At 42.2% G+C, this 18,271-nt stretch carries 22 protein-coding genes and 1 tRNA gene (1 of these 23 only partly in view); 12 read left to right on the top strand and 11 right to left on the bottom strand.

Translation table 11 applies throughout. The annotated features are described in order from the left end of the window. Window positions 1-16: 16 nt before the first annotated feature. The 9 genes from PASHI_RS15725 to PASHI_RS15685 all read left to right on the top strand — a co-directional run bounded on the left by PASHI_RS15725 (window position 17) and on the right by PASHI_RS15685 (window position 7,524). Window positions 17-1,188, top strand: a protein-coding gene (locus PASHI_RS15725) for an IS3 family transposase (RefSeq protein WP_156426493.1) whose coding sequence is annotated in 2 segments (ribosomal slippage) — window positions 17-290 and window positions 290-1,188 — 1,173 coding nt in all. Because the reading frame shifts where the segments join, the coding sequence is not laid out codon by codon here. A gap of 262 nt (window positions 1,189-1,450) precedes the next feature. Continuing rightward, window positions 1,451-2,383, top strand: coding sequence for a hypothetical protein (locus PASHI_RS15720; protein ID WP_062566278.1), 933 nt, complete (start codon window positions 1,451-1,453; stop codon window positions 2,381-2,383). A gap of 30 nt (window positions 2,384-2,413) precedes the next feature. Then, a complete protein-coding gene (locus PASHI_RS15715) occupies window positions 2,414-3,313 on the top strand; it encodes a DUF350 domain-containing protein (protein WP_062566277.1) in 900 nt (299 codons plus the stop codon). A gap of 73 nt (window positions 3,314-3,386) precedes the next feature. Next, window positions 3,387-5,039: a polyamine aminopropyltransferase gene (locus tag PASHI_RS15710; RefSeq protein ID WP_414858337.1), complete on the top strand. Its 1,653-nt coding sequence runs from the start codon at window positions 3,387-3,389 to the stop codon at window positions 5,037-5,039. Window positions 5,040-5,118: 79 nt separating this feature from the next. Further along, window positions 5,119-5,532 carry a YjfI family protein gene (locus PASHI_RS15705; protein ID WP_054563728.1) on the top strand — a complete coding sequence of 138 codons (414 nt, stop codon included), beginning with the start codon at window positions 5,119-5,121 and terminating at the stop codon, window positions 5,530-5,532. A 24-nt stretch (window positions 5,533-5,556) separates the two neighbouring features. Next, window positions 5,557-6,249: a PspA/IM30 family protein gene (locus PASHI_RS15700; RefSeq protein WP_054554603.1), complete on the top strand. Its 693-nt coding sequence runs from the start codon at window positions 5,557-5,559 to the stop codon at window positions 6,247-6,249. Window positions 6,250-6,320: 71 nt separating this feature from the next. After that, window positions 6,321-6,959 (top strand): hypothetical protein, encoded by a 639-nt coding sequence (locus tag PASHI_RS15695; RefSeq protein ID WP_055199258.1) that lies wholly within the window; start codon window positions 6,321-6,323, stop codon window positions 6,957-6,959. Continuing rightward, window positions 6,956-7,273 carry a hypothetical protein gene (locus PASHI_RS15690; RefSeq protein ID WP_062566275.1) on the top strand — a complete coding sequence of 106 codons (318 nt, stop codon included), beginning with the start codon at window positions 6,956-6,958 and terminating at the stop codon, window positions 7,271-7,273. The genes PASHI_RS15695 and PASHI_RS15690 overlap by 4 nt, the downstream gene beginning before the upstream one ends. Before the next feature lie 65 nt (window positions 7,274-7,338). Further along, a complete protein-coding gene (locus PASHI_RS15685; RefSeq protein WP_062566286.1) occupies window positions 7,339-7,524 on the top strand; it encodes a hypothetical protein in 186 nt (61 codons plus the stop codon). Here PASHI_RS15685 and PASHI_RS15680 read toward each other — a convergent pair. The 5 genes from PASHI_RS15680 to PASHI_RS15660 all read right to left on the bottom strand — a co-directional run bounded on the left by PASHI_RS15680 (window position 7,517) and on the right by PASHI_RS15660 (window position 10,618). Then, window positions 7,517-7,918, bottom strand: coding sequence for a hypothetical protein (locus PASHI_RS15680; protein ID WP_058585357.1), 402 nt, complete (start codon window positions 7,916-7,918; stop codon window positions 7,517-7,519). The genes PASHI_RS15685 and PASHI_RS15680 overlap by 8 nt on opposite strands. A gap of 13 nt (window positions 7,919-7,931) precedes the next feature. Continuing rightward, the gene (locus tag PASHI_RS15675; protein ID WP_062566274.1) at window positions 7,932-8,417 is read right to left on the bottom strand and encodes a hypothetical protein; all 486 of its coding nucleotides are present in this window, start codon (window positions 8,415-8,417) and stop codon (window positions 7,932-7,934) included. A gap of 149 nt (window positions 8,418-8,566) precedes the next feature. After that, on the bottom strand, window positions 8,567-9,943 hold the full coding sequence (locus tag PASHI_RS15670; protein ID WP_062566273.1) for a class II fumarate hydratase: 1,377 nt from the start codon (window positions 9,941-9,943) through the stop codon (window positions 8,567-8,569). Window positions 9,944-9,951: 8 nt separating this feature from the next. Beyond that, window positions 9,952-10,278 carry a hypothetical protein gene (locus PASHI_RS15665; protein WP_058585360.1) on the bottom strand — a complete coding sequence of 109 codons (327 nt, stop codon included), beginning with the start codon at window positions 10,276-10,278 and terminating at the stop codon, window positions 9,952-9,954. 145 nt (window positions 10,279-10,423) lie between these two features. Next, a complete protein-coding gene (locus PASHI_RS15660; RefSeq protein ID WP_054554610.1) occupies window positions 10,424-10,618 on the bottom strand; it encodes a hypothetical protein in 195 nt (64 codons plus the stop codon). A gap of 183 nt (window positions 10,619-10,801) precedes the next feature. On the opposite strand from PASHI_RS15660, the gene PASHI_RS15655 reads away from it, so the two are divergent. Beyond that, a complete protein-coding gene (locus PASHI_RS15655) occupies window positions 10,802-11,392 on the top strand; it encodes a DUF938 domain-containing protein (RefSeq protein ID WP_062566272.1) in 591 nt (196 codons plus the stop codon). Here PASHI_RS15655 and PASHI_RS15650 read toward each other — a convergent pair. The 3 genes from PASHI_RS15650 to PASHI_RS15640 form a co-directional block, all read right to left on the bottom strand. Next, window positions 11,369-12,508 (bottom strand): GNAT family N-acetyltransferase, encoded by a 1,140-nt coding sequence (locus PASHI_RS15650; protein ID WP_062566271.1) that lies wholly within the window; start codon window positions 12,506-12,508, stop codon window positions 11,369-11,371. The two genes, PASHI_RS15655 and PASHI_RS15650, sit on opposite strands and share 24 nt — an antisense overlap. Then, window positions 12,505-13,872: an alpha/beta hydrolase gene (locus tag PASHI_RS15645; RefSeq protein WP_062566270.1), complete on the bottom strand. Its 1,368-nt coding sequence runs from the start codon at window positions 13,870-13,872 to the stop codon at window positions 12,505-12,507. Before PASHI_RS15645 ends, PASHI_RS15650 begins: the two co-directional genes overlap by 4 nt. A 68-nt stretch (window positions 13,873-13,940) precedes the next feature. Next, the gene (locus PASHI_RS15640) at window positions 13,941-14,402 is read right to left on the bottom strand and encodes an Lrp/AsnC family transcriptional regulator (RefSeq protein WP_062566269.1); all 462 of its coding nucleotides are present in this window, start codon (window positions 14,400-14,402) and stop codon (window positions 13,941-13,943) included. Between the two features lie 113 nt (window positions 14,403-14,515). Here PASHI_RS15640 and PASHI_RS15635 point away from each other — a divergent pair, with 113 nt between their 5' ends. Continuing rightward, window positions 14,516-15,685, top strand: a complete 1,170-nt coding sequence (locus PASHI_RS15635) for a PrnB family protein (protein WP_062566268.1) — start codon at window positions 14,516-14,518, stop codon at window positions 15,683-15,685. Further along, entirely contained in the window at window positions 15,685-16,803 is a 1,119-nt protein-coding gene (locus PASHI_RS15630) for an aminotransferase class V-fold PLP-dependent enzyme (RefSeq protein WP_062566267.1), read from the top strand. Before PASHI_RS15635 ends, PASHI_RS15630 begins: the two co-directional genes overlap by 1 nt. Here PASHI_RS15630 and PASHI_RS15625 read toward each other — a convergent pair. The 3 genes from PASHI_RS15625 to PASHI_RS22170 all read right to left on the bottom strand — a co-directional run. Next, window positions 16,775-17,539, bottom strand: coding sequence for an MBL fold metallo-hydrolase (locus tag PASHI_RS15625; protein ID WP_062566266.1), 765 nt, complete (start codon window positions 17,537-17,539; stop codon window positions 16,775-16,777). The two genes, PASHI_RS15630 and PASHI_RS15625, sit on opposite strands and share 29 nt — an antisense overlap. Window positions 17,540-17,608: 69 nt before the next feature. Continuing rightward, window positions 17,609-18,109 (bottom strand): DUF4124 domain-containing protein, encoded by a 501-nt coding sequence (locus PASHI_RS15620; protein ID WP_165385083.1) that lies wholly within the window; start codon window positions 18,107-18,109, stop codon window positions 17,609-17,611. Between the two features lie 108 nt (window positions 18,110-18,217). Continuing rightward, window positions 18,218-18,271 (bottom strand) — tRNA-Ser (locus PASHI_RS22170); it runs 204 nt beyond the window's last position.

The raw sequence follows: 18,271 nt of genomic DNA, 5'->3' as shown, positions 1-18,271 counted from the left end.
TTTGGAGTCAGTAATCATGAAAGTAAAGTCACAGCGTAGATATTCCCTCGAATTTAAAATAAAAGTCGTTCAAGAGTCGTTAGACACCACAGATACAGTTAAGATGGTCGCTAATAAATACGGTATTCATCCTGACATGCTATCAAGTTGGAGAAGTCACATGACCTCGAAGAAGAAAACATCAAAGCCACTTAAGAACCAAGGCCCTGACAAATCATACACAGATTTAGAGCGCCAAATTCGCAAGCTTGAGAAGCAACTCGAAGATGCTCAGTTGGAGAATGACGTTTTAAAAAAGGCGAAGGTCTACTTCGACAGCCTAAAAGAATAAGGTTCGAATATATCCACAAGGTCACAGACGCCAAACGCACAGTGAAAAAGTTGTGCAGTTGGTTATCTGTGTCGCCGGCTGGGTATTATAAATGGTTAAAGCAATTACCTAGCACACGCCAGAAAGAGAACAGTTCGTTACTTAAGTTTCTAAAGCATATTAGCGACCAGGAGCACTGTATCCCGGGCTATAGAAAGCTTTGGGAAGCAGCGGTAGCACATGGCTTTGATTGCAGTAAAGGACGTGTGCAGAGACTTTTACAAAGCGTTGGGTATCGTTCAAAGTCAGGTAAGAGGCGCTATACAAGCCGCGCGAAGAAAGAAGGTACAATCAAAGCGAGTAACTTACTACGACGCCAGTTTAATGTTGATGCAGTAAATACCGTGTGGGTTTCAGATATCACACAAGTACGCTGTAAAGATGGTTGGCAGTATTTATGCGTCATCCTTGATTTGTATTCTCGTAAGGTTGTTGGCTGGGTAACAAGCCGGATAAACAACGCCGAGTTAGTTATTAAAACACTGAGAAAGGCATGGTCTGCACGCAAACCTGATGGTTCGAACTTGCTCTTTCATTCAGATCAAGGAGCTCAGTATGTCGCAAAGGAAACAGTGAAGTGGTTAACTAATAGAGGTGTCACAGTGAGTATGTCTAGAAAAGGCAACTGCTGGGATAACGCATGCTCAGAAAGCTTCTTCGCGCAGTATAAAAAGGAGTGGATAAAGAATTTAAATGAACTGAGTCGTAGTGAAATGACAACACAAACGTATTTTTATATTGAAAAATACTACAACTCAGTAAGAAGGCATGGCACCCTTGGGTATAAAAGTCCCATGCAATACGAACAAGTTAATTAAACCCCGTGTCTACTTTATCGGGGTCAGATCAGATCGCTGACGGCTGAAAGCTGATAGCTGATAGCTGATAGCTCTTCTTATGATGGGTTTCACTCCGCTCTACCCAACCTACGCCAGACTTCCAAACTTTACTCTTTCAACTTTCCCCTTGCTAACTAGCAATTCACGACCCAATTTACCCTTTGTTGCAATTTTAATCTTGGTTTAGTACCTGAGCTATGTAAAACTATTTGCGTTTTTAAACCACAATCAGGTGACATGAATGTCTCAAATAAAAGCTTGGAAACTTATTAGCCTGTTTTGTTTGGTAAGCTTGCTTATGGGCTGTGAGTCGAAAGAAGAGCAGCTGAAACAAACAATACAACAATCCATAGAAAAAGCTGAAGTTGAATTAAATCAACTCGGTACAGCGCTTGATAATGGCTCTTTGCGTAATGCGACGATACTTAAACAATACGGCAAGGTGCTTGCTGAGCAGCAACCGCAACTTTCTGAGATCGCCCGTGTAATTAGTCTTGATGCCACTCGTGAAGGGGCTATTTATTCAGGTCTTACACAACGATTAGCTGATGTTAAGTCTACGTATCTAATACCCCCTTATGAAGATACTCTTCATCAACTTGATCTTATTCGTGATGCTGCCAAGCCATCTTTATTTCAAGATGCGCTTACCGATCCTATCAATATGCTTGCTGACATGTCGCAGGGGTCACTAGCACGGGTTGGTGCAATTAGTGAAGCTGCTGAAGGTGAAAGTGTTGGTAACCAGTTAGTTGGTAACCCTAACTATGGGCAATGGCAAACGAATAGCAGCGGTACCAGTTTTTGGGTTTGGTACGGGATGTATCGCATGTTGGGCGATGTATTCGACCGAGTTGAGTATGGTCGCTGGAGCCGTCACAGAAAGTACAGCTATTACAATGACTATGGCCGTTATCGTTATTCGAGCCCAAAACAGATTAAAGCACAACAAACGGTAGAGACGCGGACTCGACAGTCTTATCAACGTCAAGGTAAACAATTCACTAGTCCGTATGCCACTAAGCGCAGTGGCGCATCTGGATTAAGCCGTAGCAGCTATACGCCGCCACGCACACGCAGTAGCTATGCTTCTAGCAGTAGTTACAGTAGAAGCTCTGGGTCATTACGTAACAGCTCGAGCAGAACATCACGTGGCATTAGCCGCGGTAAGTAGTGAAAAGAATAACCACCGGAGTTACAACACATGTATGAATTTAATGGAATAACAACTTGGTCGTTGCAAGCTTTAGCAATCGACTTTGCAATCATTATCGCTTTATTTGTCAGCCTAAAATTTATCAAAGGCTGGGTATCTAACTTACACGCTAATGATGAAATAACTGAGCGTGACAATTTTGCTTTTGGTATTAGCTTTGCGGCTGGGCTTGTGGCACTGGCTATTGTTCTTAGTGGCGTGAGTAGCGGCTCATTTGCACCGACTTTACAACAAGAAGCATTACAAATGCTAGGTTATGGTGTGATGGCGATTGTGCTTATCAAGCTAGGTCACTTCTTCCAAGACAAGGTAGCGCTTCGTAAAGTGAGCCTGCATGACGAAATCGTAAAAGGTAATGCTACTGCTGCACTCATTGATTTTGGCCATGTGGTGAGTGTGGCGATTGTCATTCGCTCAGCTTTATTTTGGGTTGCGACCGAAGGCTGGCATGGTATTCCAATTGTGATCGCAGCTTTTGCCATTGGCAGCATTGCGATGCTACTGATCAGTCAATATCGAGTGCAGTTATTCAAGCGAACTAATCGCAGTGGTGATTGCTTACAGCAAGCGGTTATTGACGGTAACTTAGCAGTAGGTATTCGTTATGCTGGCTTTTTAGTGGGTAGTGCATTGGCATTAACGGCTGCATCAGGTATTGCTCCTTATGCGGCTGACAACATTGTTGCTAGTTTAGGATACTGGGCATTAAGTGCAGCAGTGAGTTTAGTTGCTTTCATTTTACTACATTTAGTGACTATCAAAATCATCCTATCTGGTTGTGATATTTCAGATGAAGTGAACCGCCAGAAGAACGTGGGTGTAGCAGCTATCTCTGCAGCAATCTCATTTGCGATTGGTTCGACTATGGCAACCTTGTTAGGTGCCTAATTAAGTGTCTACTACAACAAGCGCCCCAAGTAGAGCCAATCTACTTGGGCATGATTTCCTATTAATAACTGTTATGGCCGTACTCGCTGGGTGCGGCCTTATTTATGAATACCTGCTATCTCATTATGCAGGTCGTGTCTTAGGCTCGGTCGAGAGTGCCATTTATGCCATGATCGGTACCATGATTGTCGCTATGGGTATCGGTGCATTTTTAGCACGTTGGTTTAAAGATGCATTTACTGCTTTCGCGTGGCTAGAGAGTATTATTGCTTTGGTCGGCATGGGCTGTATTTTAGCGATAGCGAGTGTTATCGCTGTCAGTTATTCACTGCCGCATATCTTCTCCGAAATTTTTAACTTGCCTGCAGATACCGTACTTAATGGTTATGTATTTGAAAAGCTACAAGAGTGGTCACGTTTCTTACCCTATGTGTTTGGTCTGTTACTCGGGCTATTGATTGGTATGGAGATCCCGCTAATTGCGCGTATTCGCCAGCAAGTTTATGGCCGCTTTTTAGAAAATAATGCGGGAACTATTTACGGGGCGGATTATATCGGTGCCGGTGTCGGTGCTGCGATTTGGGTGAGCATTATGCTTGCGATGCCAATTATGCAAGCAGCAGCTTGGACGGCGTTGTTTAATATTATTGCTGGTCTCGTGTTTTTATGGCGCTATCATCAACATGTTCGCTTCGCTAAGTTACTGTTAGTTTGCCATGTGCTGTTGTTGGTGTTTTTTGCGTTTGTGCTTGTGCTTGGCACCAGCTGGATGAAAAACCTAAGTAATGTTTTATACAAAGATAAAGTGATTTACTCGCAAGCAACTAAGTATCAGCACCTAGTTTTAACTGAGCGTTTGAGCCGCAATCAGCCCAATGCAATTACCGATCTTTACCTCAATGGCCGTTTACAATTCTCAAGTGTGGATGAGCAAATTTATCATTCTATGCTTGTCTATCCTGCTATGTTGGCTTCAAATCGTCATGACCGCGTGTTGATCATTGGGGGTGGTGATGGGCTTGCATTACGTGATGTTCTGAAGTGGCCAGTAGAGCATGTCACCTTAGTTGACTTAGATGGTCAGTTGTTAAACTTATTTGGTAATGATGTCGGCGACTATGATGCGCCAGAGGAAATCAGAACACGTTTAACAGCGCTAAATAAGCACTCTATGAGCGATCCCCGCGCTGATATTCGCATTGCAGATGCCTTTTTAGAAGTCGAAGCAATGCTTGCTAAAGGCGAGCGCTTTGACACTATTTTAATTGACCTACCAGACCCTAATCACCCTGATCTTAATAAGATGTACAGTGATTATTTTTATAATCATGTGCGTCAGTTGTTGGCACCTGATGGGGCTGTGGCCGTGCAATCAACATCCCCTTATCATGCGAAGAAAGCATTTTTAAGTATTGCTAAAACAATGAAAGCTGCTGGCTTTGGTTATGTTGAGCAATACCAACAAAATATTCCTTCGTTTGGTCAATGGGGTTGGACTATCGCGACCACCGCTGGCAAATCAGCAAGTCAGCGAATTCGCGAAACTAACGAATTACCGGTGCCATCTCGTTGGGTAAGTAAAGAATATTTATTGGCTTCTTTTGTGTTTCCGAATCATTTTTTTGAACAAGTAAACACGATTGAAGTCAATAGATTAGGTTCTGGAACCTTATATGATTATTACCGCCAAGCGTGGCAAGTTGAAACCGAATTGTACAAAAATTGATATTTTATAGTTGACATAATATGTCGGCTATGCAAATCTTAACTCAGACATAATATGTCAAAACGTAAAAAGGTGAGACATGGAATTAAATGAACTATCAATCAAACTGGCTTCTTTTGAAACTGAAGGTGTGAGCTTTGAGTCTTTCTTGATTGCCAACGAAGGTGAACAAGATGTGTTACAAGTTATCGTCGATGGGAATGATGAGTTACCTATCTTTGTTACTCAAACAGAAGAGCAATTACTGTGTATTAGCTACCTGTTTGCTGAAAACGAAGTACAAGCAGATATGCGTAATGAGTTAAACGAAACGTTACTACGTTTAAATGTACCAATCCCATTAAGCGCATTTGCAAAAATTGATGATAAATACGCTATTTTTGGCGCGTTATCGGTTAATTCATCGTTTGATGATATTACCCATGAGTTGGTAACACTGGCAGACAATGCGATTGATGCACTTGAAGCCGTGACCATTTATTTAAACGATTAATTAGCAATTTCTGGAGTTAAGATTATGAGTATTTTAAAGAAACTATTTACAGCTGTACGTGGTGGCGCTCGTGAAGCAGGACAAGCAATTGTTGATGCAAACGGTATCCGTATCTTTGAACAAGAAATTGCTGATGCACAAAATGCCCTACAACGCGCTAAAAAAAGCCTGACCGAAGTAATGGCAAAAGAGATGCAAACGAAGCGTAAAATTAGCGCACTAGATGCATCAATTGCTGAACATGAAGCGTATGCAGGCCAAGCACTTGAAAAAGGTAACGAAGCTCTTGCATTAGAAATCGCAGAAAAAATCGGTGATTTTGAAGCTGAAAAAGCAGAGCACGAAGAAGTGTTAGCTGGTTTTAGTAACCACATTGTGCAACTAAAGCAGCAAGTTAAAGAAGCTGAAAAGTCGATTAAAGAAAACCAACGTCAATTAACAATGGTTAAAACGACTGAGAGTGTGCAGCAAGCAACAATGGCTGTAAACAGCACGCTAAATACTAATAGCTCATCAATGACATCAGCACGTGAGTCTCTAGAGCGTATTAAGCAGCGTCAGCAAGACCGTCAAGACCAGTTAGGTGCGGCTAAGCAACTAGAAGCTGATACTAATGGCGATGATTTAAAAGCGAAAATGGCTGAAGCGGGTATTGGTGATACCAATCCGAAAAGCGCGGATATTCTGGCGCGTATTAAAGCAAAACAAAATAGCTAATCAGTTAACGGAAAGACAAAAGGTAACCCACGCACTGGGTTACCTTTTTTGCTTCAACAAGGAGTCAGCCAATGTTTAACTTTTTCAAATCTAAAAAAGCCCCAGAGCGTCAGCTTACTGATCCAAGCCAATTACTCGTTGGTGATATGCTGACGGTGATTGATTCGTTCGCTTACCCAAGCTGGTTAAAAGGACAAACACTGCGTGTTATTGATGTGCAAACGTATCAGTACCAACGTAGTGCAGAGTATGAGTTGGTACTCGAGAGTGAATCTGGCCAAGTGGTGTTTTTGCAAATTGAATCAGATGATGGTGAGCAATGGGCAAACTTTGCGATCAAAATTCAACGCGATGATGTTGATGAGATTTTTACCCTTGATGAGTTCGCTCGTATTTTTGATGAAGACGAATTAACGGCAATTAATGTACAAAATAGTCCGGAGCGTTTTAGTCACTTTTTAGCATCGAGCTACAAGCAATCAGAAGCGCCTTATGTGTGTTATTTCCATAATAAGGACTACCGCAATAAGCCTTTACCTCGTTATGAAGATGAAGGCGGTGAACCGTGTGAAATGATCTGTTTAAGCTCAGATGATGAATCGCATAGTTTAAATATTGAGATTTGGGAAGGCGGTGAAACAGAGGTATCACTGACGTTAACCAGACCAATTAGCGATATTGTTGACTTATTTCCTGGGGATGCCAAGTGAGTGATGCAAAAGCCAAATGGCAGCGTCAGGAGCAAGCCGTTAGAGCCACGCAAATGGCGTTTGATTTAAGCTCTGAAGTGCAAAAATCAATTAAGAAGCAAGCCATTGACCAAGAGCTTACGCCATCAGATATGATCCGTAAGATTTTGGATCTCGACGTTAAGTCAAAAAAAACCAGACAGCGTTTATCGTTTAACTTAAATGATGAAGAGATTGCTTTATTGGCTGAGCGCTTTGGTGTTGCAGCCGATGATAAGCGTGCTGTGAAGCAGCGCGTGGCTGAATTACTCATTGAACACAGTAAAAAAAGCTAAGGTTTTGCCTTTACTTCTTTAAGCCCTTACACTGAGACTAGATGTTTTAAAGAAGTGGCATGACTGTGGATATTATTTTACTTGCGTATTTAGTTATTTTTGCATTATTTGGCACTGCAGCAAGTTACTTTGTTCGCTACATTTATGCTTACTGGGTGCATAATACAATGCAGGTTAAATACATATATAAGGCCGGGGTTTGTATCATCAGCGTGGTGATTGTTTCCGGCCTTATTGCATTATTTACTTAATCTCGATTGCTTGGCACTGCTGTGAAATACACAGCGATTGTACAGGCAGAACTGGTGAGCAATCGTTAACAGTTAATGCTTGATCAGATGACTTCTCAGCCGCTGTAATTCGCTCTGCAAGTTGCTCTGCTTGCTCTTGTGTATTGTTTAACGTTGAATAAACCACATAGCGACTTGGGCCACCACATGCCCGCTCACCAACTTCTAACACCTTACATTGAAAACTCGCAGTACAGCTATTATTGCTAACGATATCGTTCAGCTGATCATTTAAATCACCTAGATCAACGCGTGCAGAGCTACCCGACGTTGTTGTTTCGCAACCGCTTAAAGCAATGCTTGCTAACACAGTTGTGGTGATGAAAAGTTTCTTGAAAGTCGATGAACGAACCATTATTGCTTATTCCTTAGTATACACTTGCCGCTGAGCCTTCGATTCTAACACAAGTATTCTCAGAACACTGCGCACCTGGCGCGGTTAGATGCTGACAAATACTCATCATGTCGTTTGCTGCGTTAAATTGCTTTTCAAGGGCGGTGATATCTTTTGCAAGTTTTTCAACCTCAGCCGTGTCAGCTGTTTTGGTTGAATACACAATGAAACTACTTGGGCCGCCACAGGCACGACTACCAACAGGTAATACTTTACATTGGGTGCTGTTGTCACAGCTAGGATCATCGATTAGCTGTTTAAGTTGCTCATGGGCAGAGCTAATAGTGGCTTTATCTGGGGCTGCTTTGGTCACTTCCTCAGCGTTTTTTATTTCAACGGCTTTTGGTGCCTCGACAAGTTTATTGCTGGTTGCCGTTGATTCGGCTTGCTCATTAGTTGCAGCGTCCGAGCACGCAGTTAATAACACAGGAAATAAAATTGCCAATAGTGGATAGCGCATAACATACCTAAAAATCGTTGAATAAGTACTCACTATCATACACATTGCTCAAAGTGGAGCAATAAAAACGTTAGCTTTCAGTAAGTAGCTCTGTATTCACAGAGCTACAGTAGGATAAAAGTTTTACACCTATTTGCAATAAATAGGTATTACAAACCACCTTGGGTTAGTTTGGCAGGGTTCAGTAACTTGCTCAGTTCTTCGCGCGAAATATCCGTATGCTCAGCAGCAACATCAATAATAGGACGACCTTCTTGATAAGCTAATTTGGCAATTTTTGCGGCTTTGCTATAGCCGATCACCGGATTAAGTGCAGTAACCAGAATTGGGTTTTTAGCGAGCGCTTTATCAACATTGCTTTGGTTTACTTTAAAGCTGGCAATCGCTTTATCTGCCAGTGCTTCACTGCTATTTGCTAACAGTTCGATACTTTGCAAAATGTTTAAGGCAATCACAGGCAGCATTACATTGAGCTCAAAGTTACCGGCTTGACCAGCCACTGTAATGGTTGCGTCATTGCCAATGACTTGTGCGCTGACCATAGCGGCCGCTTCAGGGATCACAGGGTTTACTTTCCCCGGCATAATTGATGAACCTGGCTGTAAAGCCTCAAGCTCAATTTCTCCAAGCCCTGCAAGAGGGCCTGAGTTCATCCAGCGTAAGTCATTGGCTATTTTCATTTGTGCTACAGCAAGTACCTTTAGCTGGCCTGACAGCGCAACAATGGCATCTTGTGAACCGATGTTATAAAAGAAGTTTTTGCTTGGGCTAAAGCGAATACCCACATTCTCACTCAAGTGTTGGCAAAACTCACCGGCAAACGCAGGGTCGGCATTAATACCGGTACCAACTGCTGTGCCACCTTGTGCAAGTTCACAAACTCGCTCAAGAGCTTGGCGAATACCAGCCATTGCATGATCCACTTGTAACTGCCATGCAGCCAGTGTTTGTGCAAAACTCACCGGCATTGCATCCATTAAATGAGTGCGACCGGTTTTAACAATATGGCCTACTTCGGCTTGTTTGCTTTGTAGTCTTTGACTGAGTTTATCGAGTTTAGGAAACAGCTCATAAATGATGTTAATAGCGCTACTTACAGCAATCGCAGTGGGGATCACATCATTTGAGCTTTGTCCCATGTTCACATCATCGTTGGGGTGAATGGTTTCCCCTGCAAATTGGCTCGCCAGCGTGGCTATAACTTCATTGGCATTCATATTTGAGCTAGTGCCAGAGCCTGTCTGAAATACATCAACCGGAAACTCTGAAAAATGCTTACCATCGATGACCTCTTGGCATGCTTGCTCAATGGCTTTGGCTTTACCTTGGCTCAAATGGCCTAAAGCAGCATTACTTTGCGCGGCAGCTTGCTTAATGTAGGCGAGGGCGGTGATAAATTGCTTAGGCATGGCTAAGCCACTAATTTGAAAATTGTTGATAGCGCGTTGCGTTTGAGCTTGATACAAAGCATTCGCAGGGACTTGTAGCTCACCCATGCTATCTGATTCGGTTCTAAATTGGCTCATAAACACTCCTAAATCGGGTTAAATTCTTGGCTGAGAAGGCACGCTTCTCGCTCCAAACTGAAATACTTTTCAATACAGTTATGAGTTTTGTAGTAACGCTTTAGCGCAAGTTGCGGTTTATAAAGCTGAGCCAAACATTGTTTACGAATTGCATTATGCACTAATGAATCACACATCTTTTCAAGTAGTTCATGAAAGGTGCGTCTTAGATACAGCTCTTGCAAAATAAAGTTGTGATGCTTTTCGTAATAGCGTGCAATGTTTAAACCCGCTTCAACATAGTTCGCAACAAGTGCTGGGGCATGTAGCCCTGGTCTTTGGCAAACACATTTCATTTGCCGCTGATAATGGAGCATAGCATTGTGAGAGTGCATAGAAAAACCGATTAACTGTAATGATAATTGTTATCATTACAGTTAATCGGTTTTAGTGCAAGTCTTATGTAATGAAGCTAAGACTGAATGGATTAACTGTGTGTGATTAATTGTAGCCGAGAATAAAAATCTGGTCTGTTTCATGTTTTTTCGGCGCCTGTACATTTTCTTTGTTACATTGAGAAAGAAGATCGATCACGGTTGCTCTGTCGTCACAACTTGTTAAGGCGGCTTTTTCGCTTTCAGCACGTTCGCTGGCTGCAAGTGCTGCATCTACAGCGGTGTAGGGTGAGATATACATAATATTGCTCCTATTGGTTAACTCACTTAGGAAATAGCATAAGCTGTACCAATATTGATCAATAAATTTAACTTGTTGAAAATAATGGTTTTATATTTTTAACTAATAAATTCACCGCGACTTTATTATTTATTTTTGCTTTACTGTTGTGCACTAATTACCAAACATGGTGCACTAATTTGTATGGATAAACCCTTCTCTCAAGCCTGTGAAAACAACAAATTACCTATTTTAAACGTATTAGAAGCGTTCTTTTCTGATGTGACGGATGTACTAGAAGTCGGCTCAGGTACTGGGCAACATAGTGTGCATTTTGCAACGCATTTAGCACATTTGCAGTGGTATTGTAGTGATCGCGAGGTTAATCACCCAGGGATTTTACAATGGCATCAAGAAGCTGCATTAACTAACTTGCATGCGCCACTGACACTCGACCTTAATGATCCTTGGCCGGTTGAAACTGTGAATGCCATTTTTACGGCGAACACAATGCACATTATTAGCTGGTCACTGGTGGAGCGCTTTTTCCAAGGTGTAGCAAAGCATTTAGCGCCAAAAGGTAAACTGTGTATTTATGGACCATTTAAATATCAAGGTAAGTTTACCAGTGCTAGTAATGCTGAATTCGATGCGTTTTTAAAACAGCAAGATGCACATAGTGCAATCCGTGATTTTGAAGCGATTTGCCAACTTGCAGAGCAAGCTGGCTTAACCTTGGTTGAAGATGTGCAAATGCCAGCGAATAACCAATTATTGCTGTTTAAAAGGCAGTAAGCTTTCGCATTGGGCTTTATAGAGCGCCATATGTTGGCGTTCTCTAGAAATAAAATCACTAATGGCAGCTGCAAACTCAGTGTGCTGAATATGATGCAATGAATAGGTATTTACGGGCTTAAAACCGCGACTTATTTTATGCTCACCTTGTGCGCCAGAATGGAACTGTTTAAGTTTGTTGGCAATGCAGTATTCAATGCCTTGGTAATAGCAAAGCTCAAAGTGCAAACTATCGAGCTCATAGTTCGTTCCCCAGTATCGACCATATAAACAGTTCTGATCTTTAAAACTGAGAGTGGCGGCAATCACCTCTCCTTGATATTTAGCGAACATTAGCACCAGTTTGTCGGCCATGCTTTGCTGCAATAACTCGAAAAAGGCGGTATTCAAATATCCATTGTGGCCTGAGCGTTTTAAATAGGTTTGGCGGTAAAAATGACTAAATTGCTGCATGTGCTGTTTGCTGATGTCAGCACCTTCGATCCATTCTACGGCTATCTGCTGTTCAGTTATTTTAGCGCGTTCTTTTTTGAGCGATTTACGCTTTCTTGCGGTGAGTGAAGCTAAAAAGTCCTCAAAGCAATTATAGCCTTCATTAAACCACTGAAACTGTACGCCATGACGTTGCATTACGGTTTCGCTAGTTAATGCAGTCGCTTGCTGTTGGTGGCAAAAATTTATATGCCAACCTGACCAGCCTAACTGCGCTGCTGTTGCTGTGAGTACATGCTGAGTGTAAGCATAGACTTCAGTGGGGTTATCGTGATTTATACAAATTCTTTGCCCAGCAATAGGTGTGAAGGGTACGCCACACAGCCATTTAGGATAATACTCTAGGCCATGTTGTTGATAGGCCTCAGCCCAAGCCCAGTCAAATACATATTCACCATAAGAGTGGTGTTTTAGGTACCCGGGTAGTAAGGCTATGACCTGTTCTTGCTGGTAAATTGCTAGGTGCATAGGTTGCCAACCTGACTCTTCACTCACACAGCCCGTTTGTTCTAAAGCCGCTAAAAAAGCGTGATCAGTAAAGGGCGTATCATCAAAAAATGATTGCCAAAGAGCGGCATCAATCTCGCTTATTTGATTAAACCAGCGGTGGCTAAACTCACTCATTGTGCAGCCGATTCAATATCTTTGATGAAACCGTTGATATGCATAGCAAGCTTATCGAAATAAGGATTAAACGTGAGTCGTGCAAAGGGCTTGTGCGCTTGTAAATTTTCGGCTGTGCGCTCACCCATCACAACGTCTTTTTGGTATTTGCAGGCTGTATAAAGCGTGTCGTCATCTAAGTAGCTTCCGCAATTGCGATACAATGCTGTGCGACCGTAGTAAGGGTTGCTGGGTTTATTAACAATACCAATGTGTGACATCCCTTTGATTTTTTTACAGTCATCGGTGTCGCAGTCATCACGAATTATTTGGTAATCAGCTGGAAAGCTGGCGGGGATGTTTTTGTCATCCCCATAGTATACAAGGCGATCAAGCTGGTTATTTTTGCGCGTTTTTGGGTCGTGTAGCTTAGTTAAAATTTTAAAGGTCGCTTGGTTATCTATTGTGGTGTCAACATCACTAAAGGTGCTAAATATCGCTACATTAGGGAGTTGGCGATGACGTAGTTCATCAAGGCTAATACGGCTCATTGCTTCGTGACTAGCTGAGGCTGCACTAAATGGAAACGACTCATACTTGGCAAAATCAAGGTCCGCATCTTTATCAATCCAATTCACAAATGGAATCGCATCAACCCATTTCGCCAGCCAACCGTTTTTATTGTGTGGCTCGCTTGCGGGTGAAAACAACATAGCAGCAGTAATCTTATTATCGACCGGGCTTTGAGTTAAGTAATCAATAACCAGTGCAGCACCCGTTGAGTAGCCCCCTAATATCACCTGATCAAAATCTTTTAATGTGCGCTCAATGGCATACACGCTAGCCTTTTGCCAATCATCGGCATCGATGTCTCTAAGTGCTGCAGGAGCGGTACCATGCCCTGGTAGTAAAATTGTGCGTACCGTATACCCTTGTTGATAATACACTTGTGCAAGGTCGTGATAGGTAAAGGGTGAGTCGGTTAAACCGTGGATCAAGAGCACGGCTTTACGGCTATTGGCCTGTTTAAGTTCAAATGGGCTTATTAAATCGGCAACAGTCGCGTTAGCTGGTCGAGCGCCTTGTTCAACAAGCTGCTGATAGGTGTCTGTGTAAACAGGGCATGGCAAACTAGCACGCGGGTTTTCGCTACTAATTTGCAGGTAAGCAGCGGTTAAATAGTCACTAAATGCTTGCTCGATATTATAGCTAAAGGTGCTATGGGTGCGTGGTAATGGCTCTCTAAATAGTCCTTCGCGCTTACTTTTCATCATCAGTTCTTGGTCTTCAAGCTGAGTAAGGCAGGTTTGTTGTTGCGCCATTAATGAGCTGCTAAAGAGCCCACTGATGGCCCAAGAGATAGCAACTAAGTTGATGAATTTCATATTTTAAGCATCCTTTTAAAGCCTGTTTTTAGCTTATCGAGTTATGTTTTATTTGCAAGCAAGGTGCGTCAAGCGAGCGGTAAATGACGCTTAGTGAACGCTTGTTTTAAGACCACTGTCGATTCGATGTTAGCAATACAATCAATACTACCTAATTTATGTTTCACAAAGCTTTCATAGCTTTCTAAATCAGCGGCAACGATCTTCAGCAGGTAATCATAACTGCCTGAAATAACAGAACACTCAAGTACATGGTCAAGCTTCTCAACCTGCTGTTCAAATTGCTCAGCAGCGGCAACAGAGTTCTGGTTTAAGCGAACAAAGGCATACACAGACACATTTAAATCAACTGCTTTAGGATTGATGGCAGCATGGTAACCACTGATCACATTTGCTGATTCGAGCTTTTTAATGCGGCGTAGGCAAGGGGTATCGGACAGGCTAACCGAGTGTGCCAGCTCTGAGACAGAAGTTCTCGCATTATCCTGTAAAGCATTAAGTAATTGTTGGTCTTTTTTATCTAATTTCATTTTTATTTGAGTGATTTTCACTAATCTAGATGGATTCTAGTCTATATTTTGGCGATTAGCACTCATTGAACTCTGTTAACATTATCGCAATATAATTATTTTGGAGTGAGCCTGTGACTGAGAACACTAAGGCATTTGATAGCTGGCTTCGCACCCGTTTTGTTGAGATCAACAGCGAATTAGAAAAACTATATTGGCAACAAGACGATAAAGCGAATGTAGAGGGTGTCGGTGAGCACCTTAAACGTCAATTAGAGCAAGAAGGTAATGAGCATATTCGTGCCTTACTGGCAGAGGGCAATACCGATGAAGGCTTTGATAATGCCTTTGACTTATTAGGTAATGTTGGCTTGTATATGGCGGCATGCCGTCGCCATGAGATCACTGAGCCTTCTCGTGAAACAAGTTCACCCCTTGTTGAAGCTTCTGCGTTGGCAATGCACATTGGTGCATCTATTGGTGTAACCCCGCGTTTTGCAACGGCGCATTTAACCACCCACAATAAAGCGGTTGATGGCTTGTATAAGCGTTTTACTGACCTTGAAGATGAGAAAATCTTTATTGATTACAATACCAAGGGCATTTTAGCGTATAAGCGCGCGGCAGATGCTTTATTAAAAATTCAGCCGTTAGGGATATCACACCCTATCGCGGCAGATTTACTCGCAGTAGCAAAACAAGCATTGCTTGATGTGATTGAGTCGAACAATACGTTATACAACAAGCTCGATACAGACCGCTTTTTCTATTGTGTACGCCCGTATTACAAGCCGTATCGAGTAGGTAAAGAGGTATATCGTGGCGCGAATGCTGGTGATTTTGCGGGCATTAATGTTATTGATTTACTGCTTGGTCTTTGTTTTGCTAATGAACCTAGTTACTCGCAAATGCTGGTGGATAAATTCTTGTATATGATGCCTGAAGATCAGCAGATCCTGCGTGAAAGCATGCGTATGACAAGTATTATGGATGACTTTTTAGCAGCAGAAGCTGAGCGCGATAGCGAATGGTTACAAACTAACTTAAAGCTGTTCATTCAAGTGTGTAAACTGCATGGTGATACAGCCATTGGCCACCATAATCAGTTGGTCAGTAAATACATAGCGCAGCCTTCACAGCAAATGCAGCAACAACATCTGGATAAAGTCACAGCCAGTGGGCCGCCTTTGCATGTGTTACTTAACTCATTAGAGCAGTTACGTGATCGCCGTGCGGCAGCAAAACGGGATGATATTCGCACTCGGTTTGATGATTTAACTAAGTTAAAACAGTGGATTAAGTAATGAGTAAAGACGATTTTGTAATTCCACAAGGCAGCTATTTGCTTAACCACTCTGTTGGGCGCCCCTTAAAATCTGCTGAGCAGCATTTTCATCAGCAGTTTTTTGCCGCTTGGCAAAATGAAAATAAAGAACCATGGCAACAGTGGTTGCAAGGTGTTGAAGCATTTACGAGTAGTCTCGCTAAATTATTTAACTCGCAAAGTGAGTTATTTTGTCCACAAGTTAACTTATCGAGTGGTTTAACCAAGCTGTTGATGTCGCACCCGCGACTGCAACAAGAAAATTGCAAAGTGTTAATGGCAGAAAGTGACTTTCCAAGCATGGGTTTTGCGATGCAAAAAGCCCTACCTGAAAGTGCTGAAATCGTGTTTATTGGTAAGCATGAAGATTTAACTGATGCGCAGGTTTGGCAGTCATATTTAGCGAAAAATGATATTGATTTAGTCTTTATTAGCCATGTTTATTCAAACACGGGTCAGCAAGCGCCTATTCATGAAATTATAAATATCGCGAAACAACACAACACATTGAGCTTACTAGATGTTGCGCAGTCTGCGGGTATTTTAGAGGTCGACTTAACTAAGCTTGATGCCGATTTTATGTTGGGCTCGAGTGTTAAATGGCTATGTGGTGGACCGGGTGCTGCTTATTTATGGGTTAACAGCAAGCAGCTATCACTTTGTCAGCCACAAGATGTTGGCTGGTTTTCTCATCAAAATCCGTTTGAGTTTGATATTAAGCACTTTGCTTATCATCAAACCGCGTTACGCTTTTGGGGCGGTACTCCTTCAGTTGCACCTTATATTTTAGCTTCGCATAGTATTAATTACTTTGCTGATCTTGGTATTGAGAAAGTACGCGCTCATAACTTAGCAATGCTCGCTCAGTTTCATGATCAATTAGCTGATTATATGCGCTCACCCATACAGGCTGACAAATGCTCTGGTACGGCTATTATGCATTTTGGCGAGCAACAAGCGGCTGTTAAAGCTGCGCTTATTGCAGCGAATATTGCGGTTGATGAACGTCACTTAGGCTTAAGAGTCTCTGCTCATATTTATAATGATCAGCAGGATATAGATACTTTTATCACGACTGTGAAAAGCGCCTTAAATTAAGAGCTTGTCGAGCTTTTGCTTTGACGGAACGCCAGTGCGTCATTGGTTTTTCGGGGACCAGCGCTAAAATTTGCTCAAAGTCGATGTCATCAATACTGACTTCGTTGCTGTGGGCAAACATAATCCGTTTTGGTTGTAGCGCTTTTAGCATCAACAAAGAGCTTAAATACAGCTTCGGGTAAAAAACAGGAAAGGGTGGTACAAGCTGCCCTTTTACTTTCACTAGTAAATCAGCAATGTAAATTCGCTCGCTAGGAATATGATACAGGCTAATATCTCGGTCAGTGTGACCTGGGCTATGTAGTGCTTGCCAATCGTCAAAGCCGGGTAGGGTTGCATCAGTGGCAAGGTAATAGTCAGCATCTAAATGGCGGCTGTACCAAAGATTGTGGCGTTTTTTATTTAACCTACCGGCGACCCACCAAGCTAAAGCGATATCGGTTAAGTGCATTAAGAAACCATCAATGCCTCTATACCATTGACCTGGAGCATTCGACGTCGCTATTTTGCCGCCGCTTAACTTTCTTAGTGCATGCGCTCCACCGGCATGATCTGGGTGCATATGGGTGACTACAATCAGTTTTAAGTCAGTGATGGGGCGCTTTAGTTGTTCGGTAATATAGTCAAATACTGTATCAACATCAGCACGGCAACACCCATCAAGTAGCATCAATTTATCTGGATATTCAACTAAATAGATATTTTGAATATAACCTTCGAGCGTGTGAATGTGCAAAACGATTGATCCCTAAACTAAATCAGCAAATGTTGTTATATCATGTCTGACCAGTTTTAGTAAGTTAAGCTAATTGGATTGCGTGCCTCGCTCTTTGAGCTGCTTTTTGTTTTCTTCTAGCTGTGCTACTTGTTTTTCGAGGATGCTGATTTGGCTTTTATAGTAAGCGTTAATACGCTCACTTTGTTTGCTGATAGCATCATCAATAGACGCTGCGCCTAACCTATTTGCGGCATCTTGCGTCATATTATTGAGTTTATCGATGCGCTTACTTTGTTGTTTTTGTAGTTCTTTAATTTCTAGCTGAAGGCGCTCTATTTCACGATCGGCTTTTTGAATTTTTAAATAATCTTCAACACTTAAGTCGGCAGGCTTTTGTGGCTTTTGCGGCTGCTCTGTAGCTGGTGTTTTGCTACTTGCTGGTGGCGGTGAAATTTTCACGATTACTGCATCTTTCCCACAAGGCTGCTCCGTAAAAGTGGCAACCCCGTCAATCATGCACTTATAAATAGTAGCTTGACTGTAGGCGCTGGCAAATAGGGCAAGAGTAAAAAATGCAAAACGAAACATAGCATCACTTTGTGTAGCAAATAGATACTTAGCATGCATGAAATATAATGAAGTGTGCAAGTTTTCGGGCATAAAAAAACCGCTTAAAAGCGGTTTTTAATAATAAAATGGTGGAGAAGGAGGGATTCGAACCCTCGATAGAGCTACAAACCCTATACTCCC

This window comes from Pseudoalteromonas shioyasakiensis, from assembly GCF_001550135.1.
Taxonomy (GTDB): domain Bacteria; phylum Pseudomonadota; class Gammaproteobacteria; order Enterobacterales; family Alteromonadaceae; genus Pseudoalteromonas; species Pseudoalteromonas shioyasakiensis.
The sequence above is the reverse complement of the archived record's forward strand: the minus strand, read 5'-3'. Positions and strand labels throughout refer to the sequence as shown.

What these genes read in the sequence shown, in the direction of transcription:
- PASHI_RS15720 (WP_062566278.1), top strand. Translation starts at nt 1,451, where the DNA reads ATGTCTCAAATAAAAGCTTGGAAACTTATTAGCCTGTTTTGTTTGGTA.
- PASHI_RS15715 (WP_062566277.1), top strand. Translation starts at nt 2,414, where the DNA reads ATGTATGAATTTAATGGAATAACAACTTGGTCGTTGCAAGCTTTAGCA.
- PASHI_RS15710 (WP_414858337.1), top strand. Translation starts at nt 3,387, where the DNA reads ATGGCCGTACTCGCTGGGTGCGGCCTTATTTATGAATACCTGCTATCT.
- PASHI_RS15705 (WP_054563728.1), top strand. Translation starts at nt 5,119, where the DNA reads ATGGAATTAAATGAACTATCAATCAAACTGGCTTCTTTTGAAACTGAA.
- PASHI_RS15700 (WP_054554603.1), top strand. Translation starts at nt 5,557, where the DNA reads ATGAGTATTTTAAAGAAACTATTTACAGCTGTACGTGGTGGCGCTCGT.
- PASHI_RS15695 (WP_055199258.1), top strand. Translation starts at nt 6,321, where the DNA reads ATGTTTAACTTTTTCAAATCTAAAAAAGCCCCAGAGCGTCAGCTTACT.
- PASHI_RS15680 (WP_058585357.1), bottom strand. Translation starts at nt 7,918, where the DNA reads ATGGTTCGTTCATCGACTTTCAAGAAACTTTTCATCACCACAACTGTG.
- PASHI_RS15675 (WP_062566274.1), bottom strand. Translation starts at nt 8,417, where the DNA reads ATGCGCTATCCACTATTGGCAATTTTATTTCCTGTGTTATTAACTGCG.
- PASHI_RS15670 (WP_062566273.1), bottom strand. Translation starts at nt 9,943, where the DNA reads ATGAGCCAATTTAGAACCGAATCAGATAGCATGGGTGAGCTACAAGTC.
- PASHI_RS15665 (WP_058585360.1), bottom strand. Translation starts at nt 10,278, where the DNA reads ATGAAATGTGTTTGCCAAAGACCAGGGCTACATGCCCCAGCACTTGTT.
- PASHI_RS15660 (WP_054554610.1), bottom strand. Translation starts at nt 10,618, where the DNA reads ATGTATATCTCACCCTACACCGCTGTAGATGCAGCACTTGCAGCCAGC.
- PASHI_RS15655 (WP_062566272.1), top strand. Translation starts at nt 10,802, where the DNA reads ATGGATAAACCCTTCTCTCAAGCCTGTGAAAACAACAAATTACCTATT.
- PASHI_RS15650 (WP_062566271.1), bottom strand. Translation starts at nt 12,508, where the DNA reads ATGAGTGAGTTTAGCCACCGCTGGTTTAATCAAATAAGCGAGATTGAT.
- PASHI_RS15645 (WP_062566270.1), bottom strand. Translation starts at nt 13,872, where the DNA reads ATGAAATTCATCAACTTAGTTGCTATCTCTTGGGCCATCAGTGGGCTC.
- PASHI_RS15640 (WP_062566269.1), bottom strand. Translation starts at nt 14,402, where the DNA reads ATGAAATTAGATAAAAAAGACCAACAATTACTTAATGCTTTACAGGAT.
- PASHI_RS15630 (WP_062566267.1), top strand. Translation starts at nt 15,685, where the DNA reads ATGAGTAAAGACGATTTTGTAATTCCACAAGGCAGCTATTTGCTTAAC.
- PASHI_RS15620 (WP_165385083.1), bottom strand. Translation starts at nt 18,109, where the DNA reads ATGTTTCGTTTTGCATTTTTTACTCTTGCCCTATTTGCCAGCGCCTAC.